We start from the raw sequence: 18788 nt of genomic DNA on the forward strand, positions 1-18788 counted from the left end.
CCGCATCAGAAATCAATGGCCGCGTAGAACATGGCGAAGAGCCCGTCGATCAGGATCACGACGAAGATCGACTTGACCACCGAAGACGTCACGTGGCGGCCGAGCGACTCCGCGCTACCGCCAACCTTCAAGCCCTCGACGGCTGCCACGACCCCGATGATGAGCGCCATGAACGGCGCCTTGATCATGCCGGCGGCGATCGACGAAAAATCGATGGCTTCCTGCAATCGGGCAAGGAAGGTTGGGATCGTGATGCCGGAATAGCCCCAGGCAACGAGCGCCGCACCGACGAGCGCCGCGAAGTTTGCGATGATCGTCAAGAGCGGCAGCGCGACGGTCAGCGCCACGAGGCGCGGAAATACGAGTACGCCGACCGGGCTCAGCCCCATCACCTTCAGCGCATCCACCTCTTCACGCATCTTCATCGAGCCGATTTCGGCGGTGATCGCGCTGCCGGAGCGGCCAGCGATCATGATCGCGGTCAGCAGCACCCCGATTTCACGGAGCTGCAGGATGCCGACGAGATCGACGACGAAGACCTCGGCGCCGAAATAGCGCAGCTGGAACGCGCCCTGCTGAGCGATGATGGCGCCGATCAGGAACGACATCAGCGTGATGATCGGCACAGCCTTCACGCCCATGCGGTCGATCTGGTGAACGATCGCCGCCGGCGAGACGCCGCTGTGCCGTCCAAGCTTAAGCTGGGCGCCGCGCACCGCGGACCCCAGGATGTACATCGCAGCGACGATATCTTCCCACGTCGCCGCCATGACCTCGCCGACCGGGGCGAAGATTCGCTGAAACAGCGGCAGCCGTTCGCCGTTCTTTTCCGGCGAACGCAGTTCAGCCGGCAGGGCGTCGATCAGCTCGACATAGCGCTGTCCGCCTTCGGCGAAATGAACGTTGTCGCGCGACGGGCCGACGACACGGGTCATGAAGCGGCGGATGATCCAGGCGCCTGCGGTATCCATCGCCGTCACGCCGGACAGATCGAACTGCGCGGCTCCGTCGCCCTTGCGCGCAAGGCCGTCGAGCTTTGCTGCCATCGCTTCGGCCGTCTCGTGCCGCCAGGTGCCGGTGAAGACATAGCTTCGCCCGCCGCCACTCTCGGACAGCGCGACATCGGCGGTCATCTTGCGGGCGGCTTGCGACACGTGTCTTCTGTTATCCCGATTTGCCTCTGCAAAACTCGTCCAATCTCGATAGATTTGAGGACAAGATTGTGCAGCAGACCTAAAGTGTTACCACGACTGTTGCGCGTCCGACCGGAGGCAACGACTGTGTAAAGATTCGTAAATCCTTCCACCGTCATAACGGCTCGCACCTTTGCTGTCACCCGAACGTTGCGGCGCTATGACGCCGGGCCAACAGATTACCTGCCGGAGACGCTTTCATGTCACTTTCCCTCGATGCCACCGTGGAACATTTCCCGATTGCGGGCACGTTTACGATCTCGCGCGGCTCCAAGACGACGGCAAGCGTCGTCACTTGCCGCATCGGAGACGGTGTCCATACGGGCTCCGGCGAATGCGTTCCCTACGGCCGCTACGGCGAGACGATCGACACGGTGCTCGCCGAAATCGCCGCCATCCGCCACCACATCGAGGCCGGGCTCAGCCGCGCCGATCTGCAGCGCGCGATGAAGCCGGGTGCTGCCCGCAACGCCGTCGATTGCGCGCTGTGGGATCTGGAAGCAAAGCAGAAAAACAAGTCGGCCCATGTTCTTGCCGGCATTTCTTCACCGGAAGCATTGACCACGGCCTATACGCTTTCGCTTGCCGAGCCCGACGCGATGCGCGAGCAGGCCGCCAAATATGCCCACCGCGCGCTCCTCAAGGTCAAGGTGGGCACGTCGGATGATGCTGCCCGCATCCGTGCGGTGCGCGCCGGCGCACCGGAAAGCCGCATCATCCTCGACGCCAACGAGGGCTGGACGCCCGAAACGCTTGCCTATCACTTTGCGATCTGCGCCGAGGAACGGATCGACCTGATCGAGCAGCCGCTTCCCGCCGGCCGCGACGAGGCGTTGGCAACGATCGCCCGTCCCGTTCCGATCTGCGCTGATGAAAGCGTGCACGCGACCGGCGACCTCGCTGCTCTCGTCGGGCGTTACGACGCCGTCAACATCAAGCTCGACAAGACCGGCGGCCTGACCGAGGCACTGCGCATGCGCGATGAGGCGGTCTCGCTCGGGCTCAAGGTCATGGTCGGCTGCATGGTCGGCAGTTCGCTCGCGATGGCGCCGGCGATCCTGGTGGCTCAAGGCGCGGATTTCGTCGATCTCGACGGGCCGCTGCTGCTGGCGCAGGATCGCGAGCCCGGCCTGCGCTACGAGGCCTCGCTTGTCTTCCCGCCGGAGCCGCGCCTCTGGGGTTGAAGATACCAGGCAGCGACGGCAAAGCAGCAGCCGGCAAAGGCGACGACCGACATCGAATAGAAGCCGTTCACCCCGTACCAGGCATAGAAATAGCCGGACAGGAACGTGAAGATCGCGGTGAAGATACCGGTATAGAAGAAGTAGAGCCCCTGCGCCGACGCTTCCTGTGATTCCACCACCCGCTCGACCAGCTTGTGCTGCATGCCGGTGTGCATGATCGCATAGGTGAAGGCGTGGAAGCACTGCAGGATGAAATAGCCGCTGAAGCCGAGATCCATCGGGAAGATGATCCAGCGCACCACGGCGAGAAAGCAGCCGGACAGGATCATCACCCAGACGCTGAAACGGCGGCTGATCGCCTTGGCGAAGATGAACATCGTCACTTCCGCCGCGACGCCCGCGCTCCAGAGCAGGCCGATCTCGGTACCGCTGTAGCCGATGTGCTGCCAATAGATCGCCGAGAAGGCAAAGAGCATCGCGTGGCTGGCGTTGACCAGCGTCACCCCGATCAGCAGCAGCTGCAGGTCGAGCTGCCGCAGCGACTTCGGCGGCGGCTCCGTCAATGCCGTGATCGGTGACGGCCGCCGCGGCTTGCCGACCCGTGGCGCGGCATAGGCCATGATGATCGTCAGGCCGAAGCCGATCGCCATCGCCGGCAGTACCATGTCGCTGCCGAAGATGCCCACCATCCAGCCGCCGAGCATCGTCGCGCCGATGAAGGCGACCGAGCCCCAGAGCCGCATATGGGCGTAGTCGAAGCCCCAGCGCCGCACGCCTGAAAGCGCGATCGCCTCGACGATCGGCACATAGGGAGAATAGACGGCCGACTGCAGCGTATAGATCAGCAGCACCGGCCAGAATTCGCGGAAATAGAACAGAACCACGGCCGTTGCGAGCGACAGGAAACCGGACCAGATCAGGACGATCGCCCGCTCGCCGAGCCTATCGGCAATGACGCCGGCGATCGGCGCCGTGATGACGCGCACGAACATCGGCAACGCCAGAACGACGCCGATCTCGAAGTCGCTCATCGACAGCGTGCTCAGCCACATCGGGAAATATGGCATCGCGAAGCCGTTGACGATCAGCGGCGCACAGAAGAGCAAAGCAATGCGAAGCGCAAAATGGCGCGGCGGAGGGCCCACATAGGCGGGCGCTTGGAAGGGAATCATCGTCTGACCTGATGGCTGTGCCCGATCTCTAGCACGAGCCGGGCGCCCCTCGCCATAACCTAGTTTTCGCGACAGGAATATCGCTGCGCCGCGAAGGTCAGGCCGCGCGCTGGGTCAGCAGTTGGGCGAGCAGTTTGTCCGCTTCGCCAGAGGCTTCGCCTTCGCTGGCGCCACCGCGCATCTGGTGCCAGGTGATCAGTTCCATCGTGCCGTCGTGGTGCTCGGCAATCGCCGTGCAGCTTTCCACCCAGTCGCCGGTGTTGATGTAGCGGATGTCGCCGATCTCCTCGATGACAGCATGGTGGATATGACCACAGATCACGCCCTGCGCATCGTGACGGCGCGCCTCCTCGGCGACCACCTTCTGGAACTCGCCGATGAAGTTGACGGCGTGCTTGACCTGGAGCTTCGCCCAGGACGAGAACGACCAATAGGGCATGCCGAGACGTCGGCGGACCGCAGCAAGCCCGATATTGATGGCGATCGCCGTGTCGTAGGCCCAATCGCCGAGATAGGCGAGCACGCGGGCGTTGCGCACGACGACGTCGAATTCGTCGCCGTGCAGCACGAGATATTTACGGCCGTCGGCCCCCTCGTGCATGTAGCGTTGCGCCACCTCGATGCCGCCGAAATGCACGCCCGGAAAGTCGCGCAGGAATTCATCGTGATTGCCGGGGATGTAAACGATGCGGGCGCCCTTGCGCGCCTTGCGCAGGAGCTTTTGCACCACGTCGTTGCAGTTCTGCGGCCAGTACCAGCTGCGCTTCAGCCGCCAGCCGTCGACGATGTCGCCGACCAGAACGATCGTCTCCGCTTCATGATGCCGCAGGAAGTCGAGCAGGTAGTCGGTCTTGGCGGCCTTCGAGCCGAGATGGATGTCCGAGATGAACAAATTTCGTACGGAGTTGTCTTGCTGCGCCGCCATCATGCGAGCCTCGTCTTCAGGTTATGCTTTCTGCCTTCGTGAAACCAGACTCGTGTTTCAGGAAGATGACATCAACATTGCGTCACCGGTCCCCCCGCTGAAATCAGCACTGCAAAACTGTACCTCGCTTCGAATTCATGCCAAAAGGCACGACCACGAATGAGGAATGTGAGAGCATGAATACGGGCGACAAGACGAAATCCCATACCGGTCCGGCCAGCGGCGACATCGACCAGCAGGCCCTTTTCTTCCACCGTTACCCACGCCCGGGAAAGCTCGAAATCCAGCCCACCAAGCCGCTCGGCAACCAGCGCGACCTGGCGCTTGCCTATTCGCCAGGGGTTGCAGCCCCCTGCATCGCCATTCGTGACAATCCGGAAACAGCCGCCGATTACACAGCGCGCGCCAACCTGGTCGCGGTCATCTCCAACGGCACGGCCGTCCTCGGTCTCGGCAATATCGGTCCGCTGGCTTCCAAGCCCGTCATGGAGGGCAAGGCCGTCCTCTTCAAGAAATTTGCCGGCATCGACGTCTTCGACATCGAAATCGACGCGTCGAGCATCGAGCGCATGGTCGACGTAATCTCGGCGCTCGAGCCGACCTTCGGCGGCATCAACCTTGAAGACATCAAGGCGCCCGAATGTTTCGAGGTGGAGCGGCGCCTGCGTGAAAAGATGCAGATCCCGGTCTTCCACGACGACCAGCACGGAACTGCGATCATCGTCGCCGCCGCCATCCTCAACGGCCTCGAACTCGCCGGCAAGGACATCGCGACCGCCAAGATCGTCACCTCGGGCGCAGGTGCCGCCGCACTCGCCTGTCTCAACCTTCTCGTGACGCTCGGCGCCAAGCGCGAAAACATCTGGGTCCATGACCTCGAAGGCCTCGTCTACAAGGGCCGCGAGGTACTGATGGACGAATGGAAGTCCGTCTACGAGCAGGATAGCAGCAACCGCGTGCTTGCCGACAGCATCGGCGGCGCTGACGTCTTCCTCGGCCTTTCCGCCGCCGGCGTCCTGAAGCCGGAACTGCTGGCGCAGATGGCCGAAAAGCCGCTGATCATGGCGCTCGCCAATCCGACGCCGGAAATCATGCCGGAAGCCGCCCGCCAAGCCCGTCCGGACGCGATGATCTGCACCGGCCGCTCGGACTTCCCGAACCAGGTCAACAACGTTCTCTGCTTCCCGCATATCTTCCGCGGCGCGCTCGACTGCGGCGCAAGCACGATCAACGAAGAAATGAAGATGGCGGCCGTACGCGCCATCGCCGGTCTTGCCCGCGAAGAGCCTTCCGATGTTGCCGCCCGCGCCTATTCCGGCGAGACCCCGGTCTTCGGCCCGGACTACCTGATCCCCTCGCCGTTCGATCAGCGCCTTATCCTGCGTATCGCGCCGGCGGTTGCGAAGGCAGCCGAGGAAAGCGGCGTCGCCACCCGTCCGATCCAGGACTATGACGCCTATCTCGACAAGCTGAACCGCTTCGTCTTCCGCTCGGGCTTCATCATGAAGCCCGTCTTTGCCGCCGCCAAGAACGCCCAGAAGAACCGGGTTATCTTTGCCGAAGGCGAAGACGAACGCGTGCTGCGCGCCGCCCAGGTGTTGCTCGAAGAAGGCACGGCCCGACCGATCCTGATCGGCCGTCCGCAGATCATCGAGACGCGCCTGCGTCGCTATGGCCTGCGCATCCGTCCGGATGTCGATTTCGAGGTCGTCAACCCCGAAGGCGATCCGCGCTACCGCGACTATGTCGAGGACTATTTTGCCCTCGTCGGCCGTCTCGGCGTCATCCCGGAAGCCGCCCGCACGATCGTGCGCACCAACACGACCGTCATCGGCGCGCTCTCGGTCAAGCGCGGCGAAGCCGATGCGTTGATCTGCGGCGTCGAAGGGCGCTACAGCAAGCACCTGCGCGACGTATCGCAGATCATCGGCAAGCGCGACGGCGTGCTCGATTTCTCGGCCTTGAGCCTGCTGATCTCGCAGCGCGGCGCAACTTTCTTCACCGACACCTATGTGAGCTACTGCCCGAGCGCCGAAGAGATCGCCCAGACGACGGTCATGGCGGCACAGGAAATCCGCCGCTTCGGCATCACTCCACGCGCCGCCCTCGTCTCGCATTCGAACTTCGGTTCGCGCGATTCGGAGAGCGCCACCAAGATGCGCACGGCGCTGCAGCTCGTGCGGGAACTCGCGCCCGATCTCGAGGTCGACGGCGAAATGCACGGCGATGCGGCGATCTCGGAAGCGTTGCGCCAGCGCGTCATGCCGGACAGCAGCCTGTCGAGCGAAGCCAATCTGCTGGTTTTCCCCAATCTCGATGCCGCCAACATCACGCTCGGTGTCGTCAAGACCATGACCGACAGCCTGCATGTCGGCCCGATCCTGCTCGGCTCGGCGCTTCCGGCCCATATCCTGTCGCCGTCCGTCACCTCACGCGGCGTCGTCAACATGGCGGCTCTGGCGGTGGTCGAAGCCAGCCATCCGGGTTGAGATGGCAACGCGGAGATCGCCACCGGTCTTCGCTGCATTCGGGCGCCATGCCGGCGCCGGCAAAACCGTATCCGGATGTCGCGCCTGCTTCAGGCGCGGCATCGCTGGTTTTGCAGATCACCCGCGAATCAGCCCCTGTCACGCGGCCGATCGACGACCACAATCAAGGCGTGCGCAATTGGTCTTATACACCAATCGGGAAAGTTTGCGCTGGACAAAAGGTGAACCTCTAACCATGCTGGGGCCTCGGACGAGATTCGGTGTTGTGGCATGACTGAGCAGCAGGCTGTCCTCGACATGCTGGAAATCCTGGAATGTGGCGGCTGCGTCGAGCCCGCTCATTTCTTCACATTGATGCGTCGAACCTTCCGCATTGCCCATCTTCTCTATCTCGAAGCGGAGCCCTATGCGGACGAGCTCAAGGTTTGCCGGCTGCATCACACCTTCGGCGCCTACGCTGCCGAGATCTACCATGCCCGCAGCCTTCACCGGATCGATCCGATCCTGAAGCTGGCGCTTGGCGGCGTGCGGCCGGTGGAATGGACGATGGCGCGGCATCGCTTCCCGGAATGCGAACCGTTGTTCCAGGCAGCCCAGGAAATCGGCATATCCACTGAGGGCGTCGCCTTGCCATTGCCCTCGCCCGCCGGGCGCATGGCGTTGCTCGCAATCAACGTCAACATGACAGCCGGCGAATGGACGACCTATCGCCGCCATCACCTGCGCGATTTCCAGCTGGCCGCCAATCTCTTCCATGCCGCCATGCTGGAGCACGGCGCCATGGCCGGCAGCATTTCGACCCGAGAGATGCGGTTGACCGGCCGCGAGACCGAGGTCCTGACCTGGGCCGCCGCCGGCAAGAGCTATTGGGAAATCGCCACGATCCTCGGCATTTCCGAGCGCACCGTGCGCTTCTTCATGACCAATGCGCGACGCAAGCTGAATGTCGTTTCCAACACTCAGGCTGTGGCACAGGCCGTACGACACGCTCTGATACCCTCCGTTTGACACCCGACAATACGCCTCCACCGAAACCCCTCGAAATCTAGTGGCAAATATCGCGCATTTGAACTGTCGCTAGCGACAGTTACGCAACCGCCGCGAGCCTGACAGCATCGCCCCATCCCCAAACTCGGATGGAGAAAACGATGATCAGGATCCTGAACGGAAAGACCCGCGCACAACACCCGGCGGCCGTCGACGACATGTTCCGGTTGCGCAAGCGCGTCTTCCACGACTTCCTGAAATGGGACGTGCAGACCGAAGGCGACTGGGAAATCGACAACTACGACCAGGCAAACCCGCTCTACGTCCTGTCCTATGCGCCCGATACCGGCCGGCTGCGCGGCGCGCTTCGCCTCCTGCCGACACTCGGCCCAAACATGCTGGACGATACCTTCCCGATCCTGCTCGGCGATAATCCGGAAATCCGCAGCGCTTCGGTCTGGGAATCCAGCCGCTTCTGCATCGAGCCCGAGATCTCGCAGGACCGCGCCTCGAACCAGGTGACGGTCGCGGCCGCCGAACTGATGTGCGGCGTCGGCGAGCTGGGCCTTGCTTCCGGCATCAGCCACATCGTCACGGTGACGGATGTGTTCCTGGAGCGCATGTTCCGGCGCATGGGATGCCCGGGCGAGCGTATCGCCGAACCGCATCGCATCGGCTCCGTTTTCGCGGTTGCCGTCGCCTGGGAAGTAACGCCGGATCTGCTCACGCGGATGAAGGCGGTCGCTGCCATCGAAGGTACCGTGCTCGAACGTCCGATGTCGCTGGAAACCGCCCGCGCCGCCTAAGCGCATCAGTCGATCTGCGCTGTTAACGCAAACCGTCGCTTGTCGTTGCACGATCACCGACAAGCTCTATGATGGAGGCGAAACAGGAATGCCGCTGGCAGCCACCCGCAGAAGGTCGGCGCCGACCTGGCAACAGGAAGAGACTTTCGCCCGTGTTCACGCGCATGAAACACGTCGCTGCGGCCCTTGTGCCTCTGGTTCTGATCGGTGCCGGTCCGTCACTGGCATCGACGGCCTGCGACCGACTGAACGCGCGGCTCGCGCAACTGCCTGACTACGTCGCCAGCAATGCCGATGCGCGCGACTACGCAAGCGCGATCTCGCGGCAGAATATCGAGCTGCGGCGAGCAAAGAACGACCGCCGCCGCGCGGGTTGCAGTGGCGGCAACGCCATTGGCTTCGACGGCGGCGACCCCGACACTTGCTACGGCCTCAACAGCCTGATCGCCGAGATGGAAGACAATCTGCGCATGCTGAAGTCCGAGCGCGAGCAGATCGTCGCCGGCGGCAGCGACGACAGCCGGCGACGCATCCTCGCCGCGCTGGAGATCAACGGTTGCTATGGCGACCGCGAGGAGTTCGCAAGCGTGGAACCGGACGTGCCGGAAAGCCACCGCAACATCGTTGCCGACCTGCCGCCGGAAGACGCCTACGGCCCGATGCTCGGCCGAGGCGAAGACGGCTACGCGCCGCAGGAGCGCTACTATAGCGGCACGCTCAGAACCATGTGCGTGCGCACCTGCGACGGCGCCTTTTTCCCGGTTTCTTCGGATGCGACGCCGGCCGATTTCCCGCGCGACGAGCAGGCCTGTCGGGCGCGCTGCCCGGGGGCTGAGACCGAGCTCTATTTTCACGACCTCAACACGGAAGAGAGCGACAAGATGGTCTCGGCCGTGACCGGCCGTCCCTATACCGAAATGCCCAACGCCTTTGCCTATCGCACCCGCGCCGTCGGAAAACCCGGCCAGTGCGGCTGCCAGATACCCCAGACCGCCTCGACCACACCGAAGGCAAACGGAACGAAGATCGGTGACGACCAGTCGTCGATCATCGTCATCGAGACCAAGAAGCCGGAAGCGGCGAGCAATACCGCCAAGGCGCCGGCCGAAGAGCGGCCTTACGATCCGTCGAAGAACAAGGTTCGCGTCGTCGGCCCGACCTACCTGCCGCAGGAAGAAACCGCCATCGACCTCAAGCATCCGAAGGGACCGGCCTATCAGCCGGTCCAGAATTGATCGGACGAGGCCTTACGCCTTCTCCTTGCTGCGTCCCCATCCGTCTTCGAAAACCAGCTCGTCGAGCGGCAGGCGCTGGCGCCAGCCCTTCACGGCGAGTTCCGGCTGCTGATAGAGGCGATCGACATAGCCGAGGCAGAGCCAGGCAACGATCTCGATATGATCTGGGATGCCGAGAATCGCCTTGATCTCGGCCTCGTGGAAAATGCTCACCCAGCCGACGCCCACCCCTTCGGCCCGCGCCGCAAGCCAGAGGTTTTGCACGGCGCAGACGGTGGAATAGACGTCCATCTGCGGATTGTGGGTGCGCCCGAGTACGACGGCACCGCCGCGCGTGCGGTCGCAGGTGACACAGATGCTGAGCGGCGCCTTGCGGATGCCTTCCAGCTTCAGCGCACGGTACTTGGCCTGTTGTTCCGCCTCGAACATCAGCGCGGCCTCGTCATTGGCGCGGCGAAACGCCTGCCAGACGCGCTCACGCGTTTCTTCCGCCCGCACCAGCACGAAGTTCCACGGCTGCATGAAGCCCACGGACGGGGCGCTGTGCGCAGCGGCCAGCAGGCGCCCGATCAGATCATCCGGCAATGGCGCGGGCAGGAATTCATCGCGCACGTCGCGACGTGTCTCGATGGCACGGTAGACGGCCTCCCGCTCTGGCAGCGAAAAGGCGCCGGCAGCCGCAAGGCCGCCCTTCGGTTCAGTCAGCATCGTTCGATCCCCAACAATGCGAAAACCTCCCGCCGTCCACGCGGGGTTCGGTCTATCTCGCCAGGCCGGTCTTCTGACTTCGGTTCAACCGATCACCTCGCCTTCCCAGATCGATTGAAGATCCAGTGGCAAAACCTTGAATCAACTCAAGGCTCTCTTAGAGGCGATCGTCCCCGTCACAGCGTTGGGCACGTTCCGGAATGACACCGGATTCCCGATTCTCCCGCTTTCGCGGACACCTGACGACGGCACTAAGTGCACAGCCGTTTGAGAAAGACAAGCGCGCCAACCCGGTCGAGACATGGCGCGCCACTTTCCGCCGGCTACTGTCGAGCTTAGTCGTTTGCCTCCGCCTCAAAGCGGAGCGACCGGATGCGGCGAGTCGTCATAGGCGCCCCAGACCGACTGATCGAAGCAAATCACCGATCCGGTTATCAGCCCGGACTCGGCCGACGACAGATAGGCGCAGGCCCGCGCCACTTCAGCCGGATCGACGAGCCGACCGAAAGGCTGGTCGGCCGCCACCTTTTCGAGCCAATCGGCAGCCGCGCCATGAAACTCGCGCTGGATGCGGTCTTCGCCTTCGGACGCCATCCAGCCGATATTCAGCCCGTTGACGCGAATGCGGTTGCGAAGAAGCGCATAGGCCGTGTTTTTGGTCAGCGTTTCGAGCGCGCCTTTCGACGAACAATAGGCGGCAATGAACGGCTGGCCGGCCATCGCCGACATCGAGCCGATGTTGACGATCGTGCCCTCGGTCTTCTCCCGCCGCATGATCTTCACCGCCTCCTGCATCAGGAAGAACGGCGCGCGCACATTGGTCGCGAACATGCGGTCGAAGAGTTCGGGCGTGGTGTCGAGGATCGTGCCACGGTCGGTGATAGCTGCGGCGTTGACCAGCGCATCGACCCGTCCGAATTCCGCGTCGCAAGCGGCGACCACCTTGCGGGCGTCCTCTACTTTTTCCAGATCGGCCTCGACATAGACGACTTTCGCGCCGCTTGCCTTGCCGATCTGCTCGGCCTTCGCCCGCCCCTTGGCGGCGTTGCGGCCGCAGATGACGATGCCTTCAGCGCCGCGCTCGGCGAAAAGGCCAGCAATCGTCGCGCCCAGTCCCTGCGTACCACCGGTGACGATGGCGATCTTGCCTTGCAATTGTCCACTCATCGAATTCCTCCCTCGGAAATGATCGTTTGAAACGGCTGCGGCTCCCGGCTGAAACACACCGGGAGCCTGTCAAATTGTAACTCGCTCGTCAGCTCAGCTTGCGCTTCGCCTGCGCCTCCAGCACCGAGAGAAACTCTTGTTCGCCCGTCCCCGCAGTGAGAGCCTCGCGCATCAACTGCGCCTGCGTCTTCGGCGCCAACCCGCCGAGTGGCGGATCCCGGTCGAGATTGGTGGGGAACGAATAGCCCTCGGCACAGGAGGAGATCGCGTTGGCCGCTTCCGCCTGCGTCAGCGTCCCGCCCGCCAGCAAGGCCCGCAAGGCCGGATAGAGCGTCGCGCTCATGGTCAGTCGGTCAACGGTTTCCATTGCGCGACCGAAGGCCGAAGACACCTGCAGCAGGTTGGCCACGCGGCGGATATCCCGGGAGTGGTTGGTGCCGGCGGCATGGAAGAGCGCCGGGTTGAAGAAGACAACGTCGCCCTTTTCAAGGGGAAGCTGCACGTGGTGTGCGTCGAAATAGGCGCGGAATTCCGGCCGGTTGAGCGCCAGATAGCCCGGCACATAGGTTTGGCTATAGGGCAAGAACAGCGTCGGTCCGCTTTCGAGCGGCATGTCGCAATGGGCAACCGCCCCCTGCAGCGTCAGCACCGGTGAAAGCTTGTGCACATGCGCCGGATACTGCTCGATCACGGCCGCGGTCTGGAAGCCGAGGTGATAATCCCGGTGCGCCGATTGCGCCGCACCGCCAGGATTGACGCGATTGACCTGCGCCGTCATCTGGTAGTTCGGCCCGAGCCAAGCCTCGCTGACGAGCGCTATGACGGCATTGCCGTAATAGGAGGCGAAATTCTCCGGCGCGTTCAGGCAGTGCTTTTCCAGCGAGTTCCAGATGCGGTCATTGGCGCCGGGTTTGGCGAAGTGATCGCCGCCGCCGCTGTTGCTGCGATGTTGCTCTTCGATGATAGCGTCAAAGACCCCGCTTGCGACGTCGATTGCTGTCGTATCGGCAAAGGCGCGCTTGAAAACCGCCACGCCAGGCCCGGTCGCCAGTACCTCGCAGATCTCCGCCAGAACAGAACGCCGCGCCTCGGCATCGCCGCACGCCGCAATCAGCGCGGCGCTGTCATAGATCAGGATATTCTTTTCGCAGCCGGAAGCATGGGGGTAGTCGGACAGGCTGGTTTGGCGTTCGACTTCCGCCCGGAACGATTCGAGATCGCAAGCCTCTTCGGTGAGCCAGACGCGGTCGATCCGCTGGCGCGCTTTGTTGTCGGTCTTCATCGCGTTTCCTCCTCTGGAACATCCTGATGAACACGACTATAGGCGGCGGCAAAACATGATATAGAGCAAGAATCCATCAAAAATCCATCAGGAGAGCAAGGCGATGGCCCATCCGTTTCTGGTCAAGGACATCGCCTTTCAGGCCGGGCTCAGCACCGCGACCGTCGATCGCGTGCTCAACGAGCGGCCGGGCGTGCGCCGCCAGACGGAGGCCCGGGTTCGCGCAGCCATCGAGGAATTGGAGAAGCAGCAGGCCGGCCTCGACATCCAGGGGCGCAAGTTTGCGATCGATATCGTCATGGAGTCGCCACAACGCTTCACCGATGCGGTGCGTCGCGCCTTCGAGAGCGAGGCGATGACCTTCGCGCCCACCGTCTTTCGCTGCCGGTTCCACTTCGCCGAGACGATGCGCCCACAGGAGATCGTGCAACTGCTCGACCGAATCCGGCTGCGCGGGACCGACGGCCTGGTGTTGAAGGCGCCGGACGTGCCCGAGATCGTCGCCGCAGTCGCCCGTTTCGAGATGGGCGGCACGCCCGTCGTGACGCTGGTAACCGACCTGCCCCATTCCCAGCGGACGGCCTATGCCGGCGCCGACAACCGGGCGGCGGGCGAAACGGCCGCCTACCTCCTCGGGGAGCGCTTTTCCGGCGCGCCGGCAACTGTGCTGGTGACCCTTTCGAGCGGCCGCTTTCGTGGTGAGGAGGAACGCGAGATCGGCTTTCGCCGGGTGTTGCGCGAGCGCTATCCGGCAATCCGGATCGTCGAGATCAGCGAAGGCCACGGCCGCGACAGCGAAACCGGCCGCCTGGCTCACGCGGCGCTCTCGGCCAATCCCGATATCAACGCGGCCTATTCGATCGGTGGCGGCAACCGCTCCGTCCTTGCAGCCTTCGAGCGCCTCGAACGTCACTGCGCGCTCTACATCGCCCATGATCTCGACGAGGACAATCTGGCGCTGTTGCGGGAACGGCGCATTCACTTCGTGCTGCATCACGACCTCAGGACCGATGCGCGCACCGCCTTTCGCACGATGATGCTGCGGCCCGGCGCCCAGGCGCCGGCAATCGGCCCGCAGCTCTCCGCCGTGGTGGTGATCACGCCCTACAATGTCCCGGAGTAACGCTGCTGCCGATCCGCGGGTAACGTTCAGGCCGCCGACTGGCCGTCGTTCTTTTCGGCCGGTAACACCATGTCGTCCGCCGTTTCGAAGCGGTTGCGGCCGCGCCGCTTGGCCAGATAGAGCGCTTCGTCCGCAGCCAGCAGCAACTGGCGTGCCGTCAGGCCATGCCGCGGCGCAAAGGCGATGCCGGCGCTGCCGCCGACAACGAGCATTTGGCCCTCGAAAGCGACCGGCGTCTGCGCGTCGGCGATCAGGCCGGCCGTCAGGCTGCGGGCGTCGGCCTCGCTGCAATCGCCGAGAATGACCGCGAATTCGTCACCGCCAAGCCGCGCGACCGTGCCCTTCGGGCCAGCCCGGTTGCGAAAGCGTTCGGCCATGGCCACCAGCACGGCATCGCCGGCGGCGTGGCCGTGGCGGTCGTTGACCTCCTTGAATTCATCGAGGTCGGCATAGACGAGCGTGAACGGATGCGTCGATGCCCGCAACAGGGCTGCCGCCAGCATATCGTCGAAGCCGCTGCGGTTCATCAGCCCCGTCAGGCGATCGTGCTTGGCAAGGTGCCGGTTCAGCGCCTCGCTCTGCTGCAGGGCGGCAAAGAGCGTCGAGAACCGCAGCGCCACGAAGGCCATCAGCAGTGCTGCGACGATCGCCATGATAATGACGCTCGGCAACAGCTCCGCGCGGACGAACCCACCGGGCGATTTCGGCACCCAGGCGGCCACGAGACAGGACGAATCGGAGCAGCGCCCGACAGACGCATAGGCACTGCCTGCAGGCCGCTCGTTGAGCGGAACAAAGGCCAGCCCGCGAATACCCAGCCGTGCCGCGATCTCGCGCGTCATTTTCGGCGTGACCGGCCGAACGGCGACCATGAGCACCGGATCGCGCCGTTCCGCCGGAACCACCAATGTCTCGGGGATGACCGCCTGCACCACGGCAACACTCATGCGCCCACCGATCTCGCGCAGGTCCACCGCGTGGATGCCGGGCACGGCCGGCATCACGGACTGCGCATCTGGCGTCGTGACATCGAGATTGTAGGTGCCGTCGTTGTTCCTGAGCGCATTGTCGTAGCGGCGCTTGGCTTCGTCTACGAGATCATCGACCTCGTCGAGCGGCACGCGGGCCACCTCTGCCGGAACCGATGCGCCGTCCTTGAGCGCCGTCGAAACGGTGCGGGCCGGATCCGTGAAGATGATCCAGGAGAAGCCGTAGTCTTCCCAAAGCCAGCCCGAAAGCTCGTCGGCGACGAAACTCTCGCTGACATGCCCCGTCGCCAGCTCCTCGTAGGTCTTGTCCCAGAAGGACACCTGCGCCTGGAACTGAACGACCGCATCCATCTGGTGGCGCAGCTCGTTTGCGACAAGCCGACGCTCGGCCGAAAGGCCGAAGCGATCGGCCTCGGTGACGGACCGGTCGAGGACATAGATGAGGCTTGCAATGATCAGGACCGCGACCAAGGTACAGGCGGCATGGATCGCCCAGACCGTCTTGTCCCGCTTTGCCTGCCGCAACGCCTTTTCCACCACGCCAGTCCCCCTCGTCCGTACCGGCCCTGCCGGGCATACTAGCACTTGTGGAGGTGCGATGCGCAACGATGGCAGCCGATACTGCCGGCACCCTAGCGACCAAAATCGAAGTTTGGCTTAAATAAGCTGGTGATAAAATACTTAACGATTTCAACCGGCTGAATCGCCCGACAATCAGCGGTCGCAGCGGGGATCAGGAGAACGCGGGCGACTGCCCGCGCCTCCCTCTGCGCATCCTATTGCGGCGCGGCCGCCGAAGCGCGCAGCAAGGCGACGATCTCCGCATTGCCTTGCTCCAGGGCAAGATCGCGTATCGACGGGCCGGCGGCGCCATCGCGCACGCGTGCATTCGCGCCCCTTTCGAGAAGCAGCCGCACCGTTCCTGCCTGCCCGTTGATCACGGCAAAGGCAAGCGGCGTCATCCAGTCGTACTGTGGCTCCGGCCTGCCGCGCCCGCGGAACGTGCCGAACGGCGTTTCGATCAGATCCGGCTGCCGGTCGAGGATGTCGGCGAGGCGCGCGGCCACGCCAAAGGACGCAGCTGCGAAGATGTCGAGCGGCTGATCCTTCAGGAAAGTGACCATCGCGTCCTTGCCGTTGTATTTGGCCCAGCCGATCGGCGGTGCATGATGGTAGGGGTCGCGGGCTAAGGCATCGGCGCCGTGATCGAGCAGGCGCCTCGCCATCGCGACATGTCCATGCAACGCCGCCTCGTGCAACGGCGTGCGCGAGGTCATGCGGTTGACGTCGAAGCCGAGTGAGAGCATCAGCGCCACGGCGTCATGCCGGTCCTCACCCGCCGCCTCGTGCAGAATGGCGGGGTGTGCAGCCTGGGTTCGAGCGACAAGTGTCGGATCCCTATCGACAAGTTCCCTCGCCTCGTCGGCCTTCACTTCCCCAACGGCACGGGCCAGCCGGTCGACATCCTCCAGCGGCGCTTCGGTCGCGCCGCGCGACACGAGGTATTGTGCCAGTGCCGGATCGCCGCCGAGCTCCGCCCATTGATAGGGCGTGCGCCCCTTGATCGGGCGATTGACGTCGGCGCCGTGCGCAACAAGCAGCCGGACGCGATCGGAGATGCGTTTTTCCAGTGCCCAGGCAAGCTGATAGTCGAAGACGCGTTCGCCATTTTCGACCAGGCCGCCATCGTTGCGCACCAGCCAGTTGTTGCGGTCGTCGGCATTAAGGCCATGGTCGAGAAGCAGCTGGAGGCAGGAATTGTCCGGTTCGAACATCCGGTTGTAGAGCGCCTGGCTGTCATTGGCTCGGGCACCGGCATTAAGCAGGAGCCGCGCAAAGGCAAGGCAATCCGGGTGCGGTGGCTGCCGCTCCGGTCCCGCCTCGCCCTCGCCGAAGACGCCGGTCAAAGCCGTGAAACGATACTGGCCGTCGTCGAGCCAGTAGACGTTCGGATCGGCCCCGCGCGCAATCAGGCGGGCGCCCGCCGGCAGCGACGAGCTGCCGGGAACGCGGGCATATGCGGCGTAGAGCAACGGCTCCCAGTCGAACGGACCGCCGCGCTTCTCTGCGAGTTTCGGGTCGCGATCGAGAAAGCGGTCGATCGCCGCGGCGTCGCCGAGCGCAGCGGCCACGTGAATGTTGTCCCCGGCAATCTCAGGATGGTCCTTGAGAAGGTCGAGTGCCTGAGCGAACCGCTCGGGATCGGCAGCGACGTCGCCGAAATAGGAGACTGTCGCCAGAGCGAGAAAGCGGTTTGCGACCTGTTCGGTCGACGGCGTGCCGGTCTCGGCTTTCTCCAGATGCCGCTTCAGCCGTGTCCAGCTGGCAAAGCCGAATTCGCGGGCAAGCACCAGCTGGGCATCCTGAAGGCCCATTGCGGTCGGTTCGGAGAAATAGGGAAGCGCCCGCTGTCTTGCGCTGGCATCGCCAGCCTTGACGGCCTTCAAAAAGGCCTTGGCCTGCTTGCGGATCGTATCGAGGGTAATGTTCGCGGAAAGATCGCGCGTGATCATGAAAGACCTCCTTTCATTCACGTCCGGTATCCGCGCCCACAGACTGAAAAGAGGTGTGGCAACCAAGTTCAGTGAAACAGGTGGGCCTTGCCCTTCCCGCGGATCGGATGCGCCCTGCGAACGACCTCATCGCTAGCATGGCCTCGATATACTTGTCCAGCGCGGTCAGCTTTCCCGTTCGTAGCGGACGAAGGCGAAACGATCGCCCGTAGGCGCCCAGTTGGGAACGTTGATCGTTCCCTGCCCGCCGAAGAGCTCGAACAGGATGCGGGCATTGCCGCCGTCCAGGTCCATCAGCCTCAACCGGACATCGAGATCCCTCGGATGATCGAAGACGTCGCCGTCATAGGAAAGCACGAGCAGATGCTTACCGTCAGGCGACGGATGCGGAAACCAGTCGCCATAGGGGCTGTCGGTGATGCGCGTGACGTCGCTACCGTCCGGGCGGATCCGCCAGATCTGCATCTGGCCGGTACGGCTCGAGTTGAAATAGATCCATTCGCCGTCTGCCGACCAATCGGGCCCGTCGTTGCGGCCCTCCCCATGGGTGAGCCGCCGCTCCTCGCCGCCGTCGACGGAGATCGTATAGATGTCGAAGACCTGGTCGCGGATGCCGCAATAGGTCACCGTGTTCCCGTCGGGCGACCAGCCGTGCCAATAGGAAGGCAGGTTGCGGGTGACGAGCCGCGGCGTGCCGCCTTCGGCCGGCAGCAGGTAGATCGCCGATTTCCCGAACTCGGTCTTGTCGCTGATCGCGATCGTCGTGCCATCCGGGGAGAGGCCGTGGTCGTTGTTGCAGAGCGTCGCAAAACCGGTATCGATCTCCACCGGTTCGGAACCATCAAGGCCAAGCCGATAGAGCCTGCCGTCACCGTTGATGATCAGATGTGAGCCGTCCCGCGACCAGTTCGGTGCCTCGACCAGCCGGTCCGTCTGCCAGACAACCCGCGTTTCACCTGTTGCGATGTCATGGATTTCGACGGAACTGCGCATGCTCTTCTCTCCCGGACGAGGC

The 18788-nt window shown here is 63.7% G+C and carries 15 protein-coding genes and 1 riboswitch; of the genes, 6 read left to right on the forward strand and 9 right to left on the reverse strand.

Features of this window, described 5'->3' with window-relative positions:
* Positions 1-5: 5 nt before the first annotated feature.
* Positions 6-1133: an ABC transporter permease gene (locus IB277_RS07950; protein ID WP_051659332.1), complete on the reverse strand. Its 1128-nt coding sequence runs from the start codon at positions 1131-1133 to the stop codon at positions 6-8.
* A gap of 260 nt (positions 1134-1393) precedes the next feature.
* On the opposite strand from IB277_RS07950, the gene dgcA reads away from it, so the two are divergent.
* On the forward strand, positions 1394-2377 hold the full coding sequence (gene dgcA / locus IB277_RS07955; RefSeq protein WP_034795044.1) for an N-acetyl-D-Glu racemase DgcA: 984 nt from the start codon (positions 1394-1396) through the stop codon (positions 2375-2377).
* Here the strand turns inward: dgcA and IB277_RS07960 are convergent.
* Both IB277_RS07960 and IB277_RS07965 read right to left on the reverse strand, forming a co-directional pair.
* A complete protein-coding gene (locus IB277_RS07960) occupies positions 2329-3549 on the reverse strand; it encodes an MFS transporter (RefSeq protein ID WP_090293891.1) in 1221 nt (406 codons plus the stop codon). The genes dgcA and IB277_RS07960 overlap by 49 nt on opposite strands.
* Positions 3550-3646: 97 nt before the next feature.
* Complete coding sequence (locus tag IB277_RS07965; protein WP_192370937.1) at positions 3647-4477, reverse strand: UDP-2,3-diacylglucosamine diphosphatase; 831 nt, start codon at positions 4475-4477, stop codon at positions 3647-3649.
* 173 nt (positions 4478-4650) lie between these two features.
* Between IB277_RS07965 and IB277_RS07970 the strand changes: the two genes are divergently transcribed.
* The 4 genes from IB277_RS07970 (at position 4651) to IB277_RS07985 (ending at position 9991) form a co-directional block, all read left to right on the forward strand.
* Entirely contained in the window at positions 4651-6963 is a 2313-nt protein-coding gene (locus IB277_RS07970) for an NADP-dependent malic enzyme (protein ID WP_034795048.1), read from the forward strand.
* 270 nt (positions 6964-7233) lie between these two features.
* Positions 7234-7971, forward strand: coding sequence for a LuxR family transcriptional regulator (locus tag IB277_RS07975; protein WP_034795050.1), 738 nt, complete (start codon positions 7234-7236; stop codon positions 7969-7971).
* A 140-nt stretch (positions 7972-8111) separates the two neighbouring features.
* On the forward strand, positions 8112-8756 hold the full coding sequence (locus tag IB277_RS07980; protein ID WP_034795052.1) for an acyl-homoserine-lactone synthase: 645 nt from the start codon (positions 8112-8114) through the stop codon (positions 8754-8756).
* A 164-nt stretch (positions 8757-8920) separates the two neighbouring features.
* A complete protein-coding gene (locus tag IB277_RS07985; protein ID WP_060520703.1) occupies positions 8921-9991 on the forward strand; it encodes a DUF2865 domain-containing protein in 1071 nt (356 codons plus the stop codon).
* A 12-nt stretch (positions 9992-10003) separates the two neighbouring features.
* Here IB277_RS07985 and bluB read toward each other — a convergent pair whose 3' ends face one another.
* From bluB to IB277_RS08000, 3 genes are all read right to left on the reverse strand, one after another.
* Positions 10004-10699, reverse strand: a complete 696-nt coding sequence (bluB, locus tag IB277_RS07990; RefSeq protein WP_060600813.1) for a 5,6-dimethylbenzimidazole synthase — start codon at positions 10697-10699, stop codon at positions 10004-10006.
* Between the two features lie 45 nt (positions 10700-10744).
* Positions 10745-10957: riboswitch (cobalamin riboswitch) on the reverse strand.
* A 96-nt stretch (positions 10958-11053) separates the two neighbouring features.
* Entirely contained in the window at positions 11054-11866 is an 813-nt protein-coding gene (locus IB277_RS07995; protein ID WP_090293893.1) for an SDR family oxidoreductase, read from the reverse strand.
* Between the two features lie 88 nt (positions 11867-11954).
* Positions 11955-13148 (reverse strand): phytanoyl-CoA dioxygenase family protein, encoded by a 1194-nt coding sequence (locus tag IB277_RS08000; RefSeq protein WP_090293894.1) that lies wholly within the window; start codon positions 13146-13148, stop codon positions 11955-11957.
* A 103-nt stretch (positions 13149-13251) separates the two neighbouring features.
* Between IB277_RS08000 and IB277_RS08005 the strand changes: the two genes are divergently transcribed.
* Positions 13252-14271 carry a LacI family DNA-binding transcriptional regulator gene (locus tag IB277_RS08005; RefSeq protein WP_034795061.1) on the forward strand — a complete coding sequence of 340 codons (1020 nt, stop codon included), beginning with the start codon at positions 13252-13254 and terminating at the stop codon, positions 14269-14271.
* A 26-nt stretch (positions 14272-14297) separates the two neighbouring features.
* Here the strand turns inward: IB277_RS08005 and IB277_RS08010 are convergent, their stop codons facing one another.
* The 3 genes from IB277_RS08010 to IB277_RS08020 all read right to left on the reverse strand — a co-directional run bounded on the left by IB277_RS08010 (position 14298) and on the right by IB277_RS08020 (position 18766).
* Positions 14298-15785, reverse strand: coding sequence for a diguanylate cyclase domain-containing protein (locus IB277_RS08010; RefSeq protein ID WP_090293897.1), 1488 nt, complete (start codon positions 15783-15785; stop codon positions 14298-14300).
* A gap of 251 nt (positions 15786-16036) precedes the next feature.
* Positions 16037-17773, reverse strand: coding sequence for an ankyrin repeat domain-containing protein (locus IB277_RS08015; protein ID WP_090293898.1), 1737 nt, complete (start codon positions 17771-17773; stop codon positions 16037-16039).
* 165 nt (positions 17774-17938) lie between these two features.
* Positions 17939-18766: a TolB family protein gene (locus IB277_RS08020; protein ID WP_034795067.1), complete on the reverse strand. Its 828-nt coding sequence runs from the start codon at positions 18764-18766 to the stop codon at positions 17939-17941.
* Between the last annotated feature and the right edge of the window lie 22 nt (positions 18767-18788).

This window comes from Ensifer sp. ENS07 (genome assembly GCF_014852185.1).
GTDB lineage: Bacteria > Pseudomonadota > Alphaproteobacteria > Rhizobiales > Rhizobiaceae > Ensifer > Ensifer adhaerens.

Bases quoted from the DNA above. Each gene is read 5' to 3' on its own strand.
- IB277_RS08015 (WP_090293898.1), bottom strand. From the start codon at position 17,773: ATGATCACGCGCGATCTTTCCGCGAACATTACCCTCGATACGATCCGC.
- dgcA (WP_034795044.1), top strand. From the start codon at position 1,394: ATGTCACTTTCCCTCGATGCCACCGTGGAACATTTCCCGATTGCGGGC.
- IB277_RS08020 (WP_034795067.1), bottom strand. From the start codon at position 18,766: ATGCGCAGTTCCGTCGAAATCCATGACATCGCAACAGGTGAAACGCGG.
- IB277_RS07970 (WP_034795048.1), top strand. From the start codon at position 4,651: ATGAATACGGGCGACAAGACGAAATCCCATACCGGTCCGGCCAGCGGC.
- IB277_RS07960 (WP_090293891.1), bottom strand. From the start codon at position 3,549: ATGATTCCCTTCCAAGCGCCCGCCTATGTGGGCCCTCCGCCGCGCCAT.
- IB277_RS07985 (WP_060520703.1), top strand. From the start codon at position 8,921: ATGAAACACGTCGCTGCGGCCCTTGTGCCTCTGGTTCTGATCGGTGCC.
- IB277_RS08000 (WP_090293894.1), bottom strand. From the start codon at position 13,148: ATGAAGACCGACAACAAAGCGCGCCAGCGGATCGACCGCGTCTGGCTC.
- IB277_RS07965 (WP_192370937.1), bottom strand. From the start codon at position 4,477: ATGATGGCGGCGCAGCAAGACAACTCCGTACGAAATTTGTTCATCTCG.
- IB277_RS07975 (WP_034795050.1), top strand. From the start codon at position 7,234: ATGACTGAGCAGCAGGCTGTCCTCGACATGCTGGAAATCCTGGAATGT.
- IB277_RS07980 (WP_034795052.1), top strand. From the start codon at position 8,112: ATGATCAGGATCCTGAACGGAAAGACCCGCGCACAACACCCGGCGGCC.
- IB277_RS08005 (WP_034795061.1), top strand. From the start codon at position 13,252: ATGGCCCATCCGTTTCTGGTCAAGGACATCGCCTTTCAGGCCGGGCTC.
- IB277_RS07950 (WP_051659332.1), bottom strand. From the start codon at position 1,133: ATGACCGCCGATGTCGCGCTGTCCGAGAGTGGCGGCGGGCGAAGCTAT.
- bluB (WP_060600813.1), bottom strand. From the start codon at position 10,699: ATGCTGACTGAACCGAAGGGCGGCCTTGCGGCTGCCGGCGCCTTTTCG.
- IB277_RS07995 (WP_090293893.1), bottom strand. From the start codon at position 11,866: ATGAGTGGACAATTGCAAGGCAAGATCGCCATCGTCACCGGTGGTACG.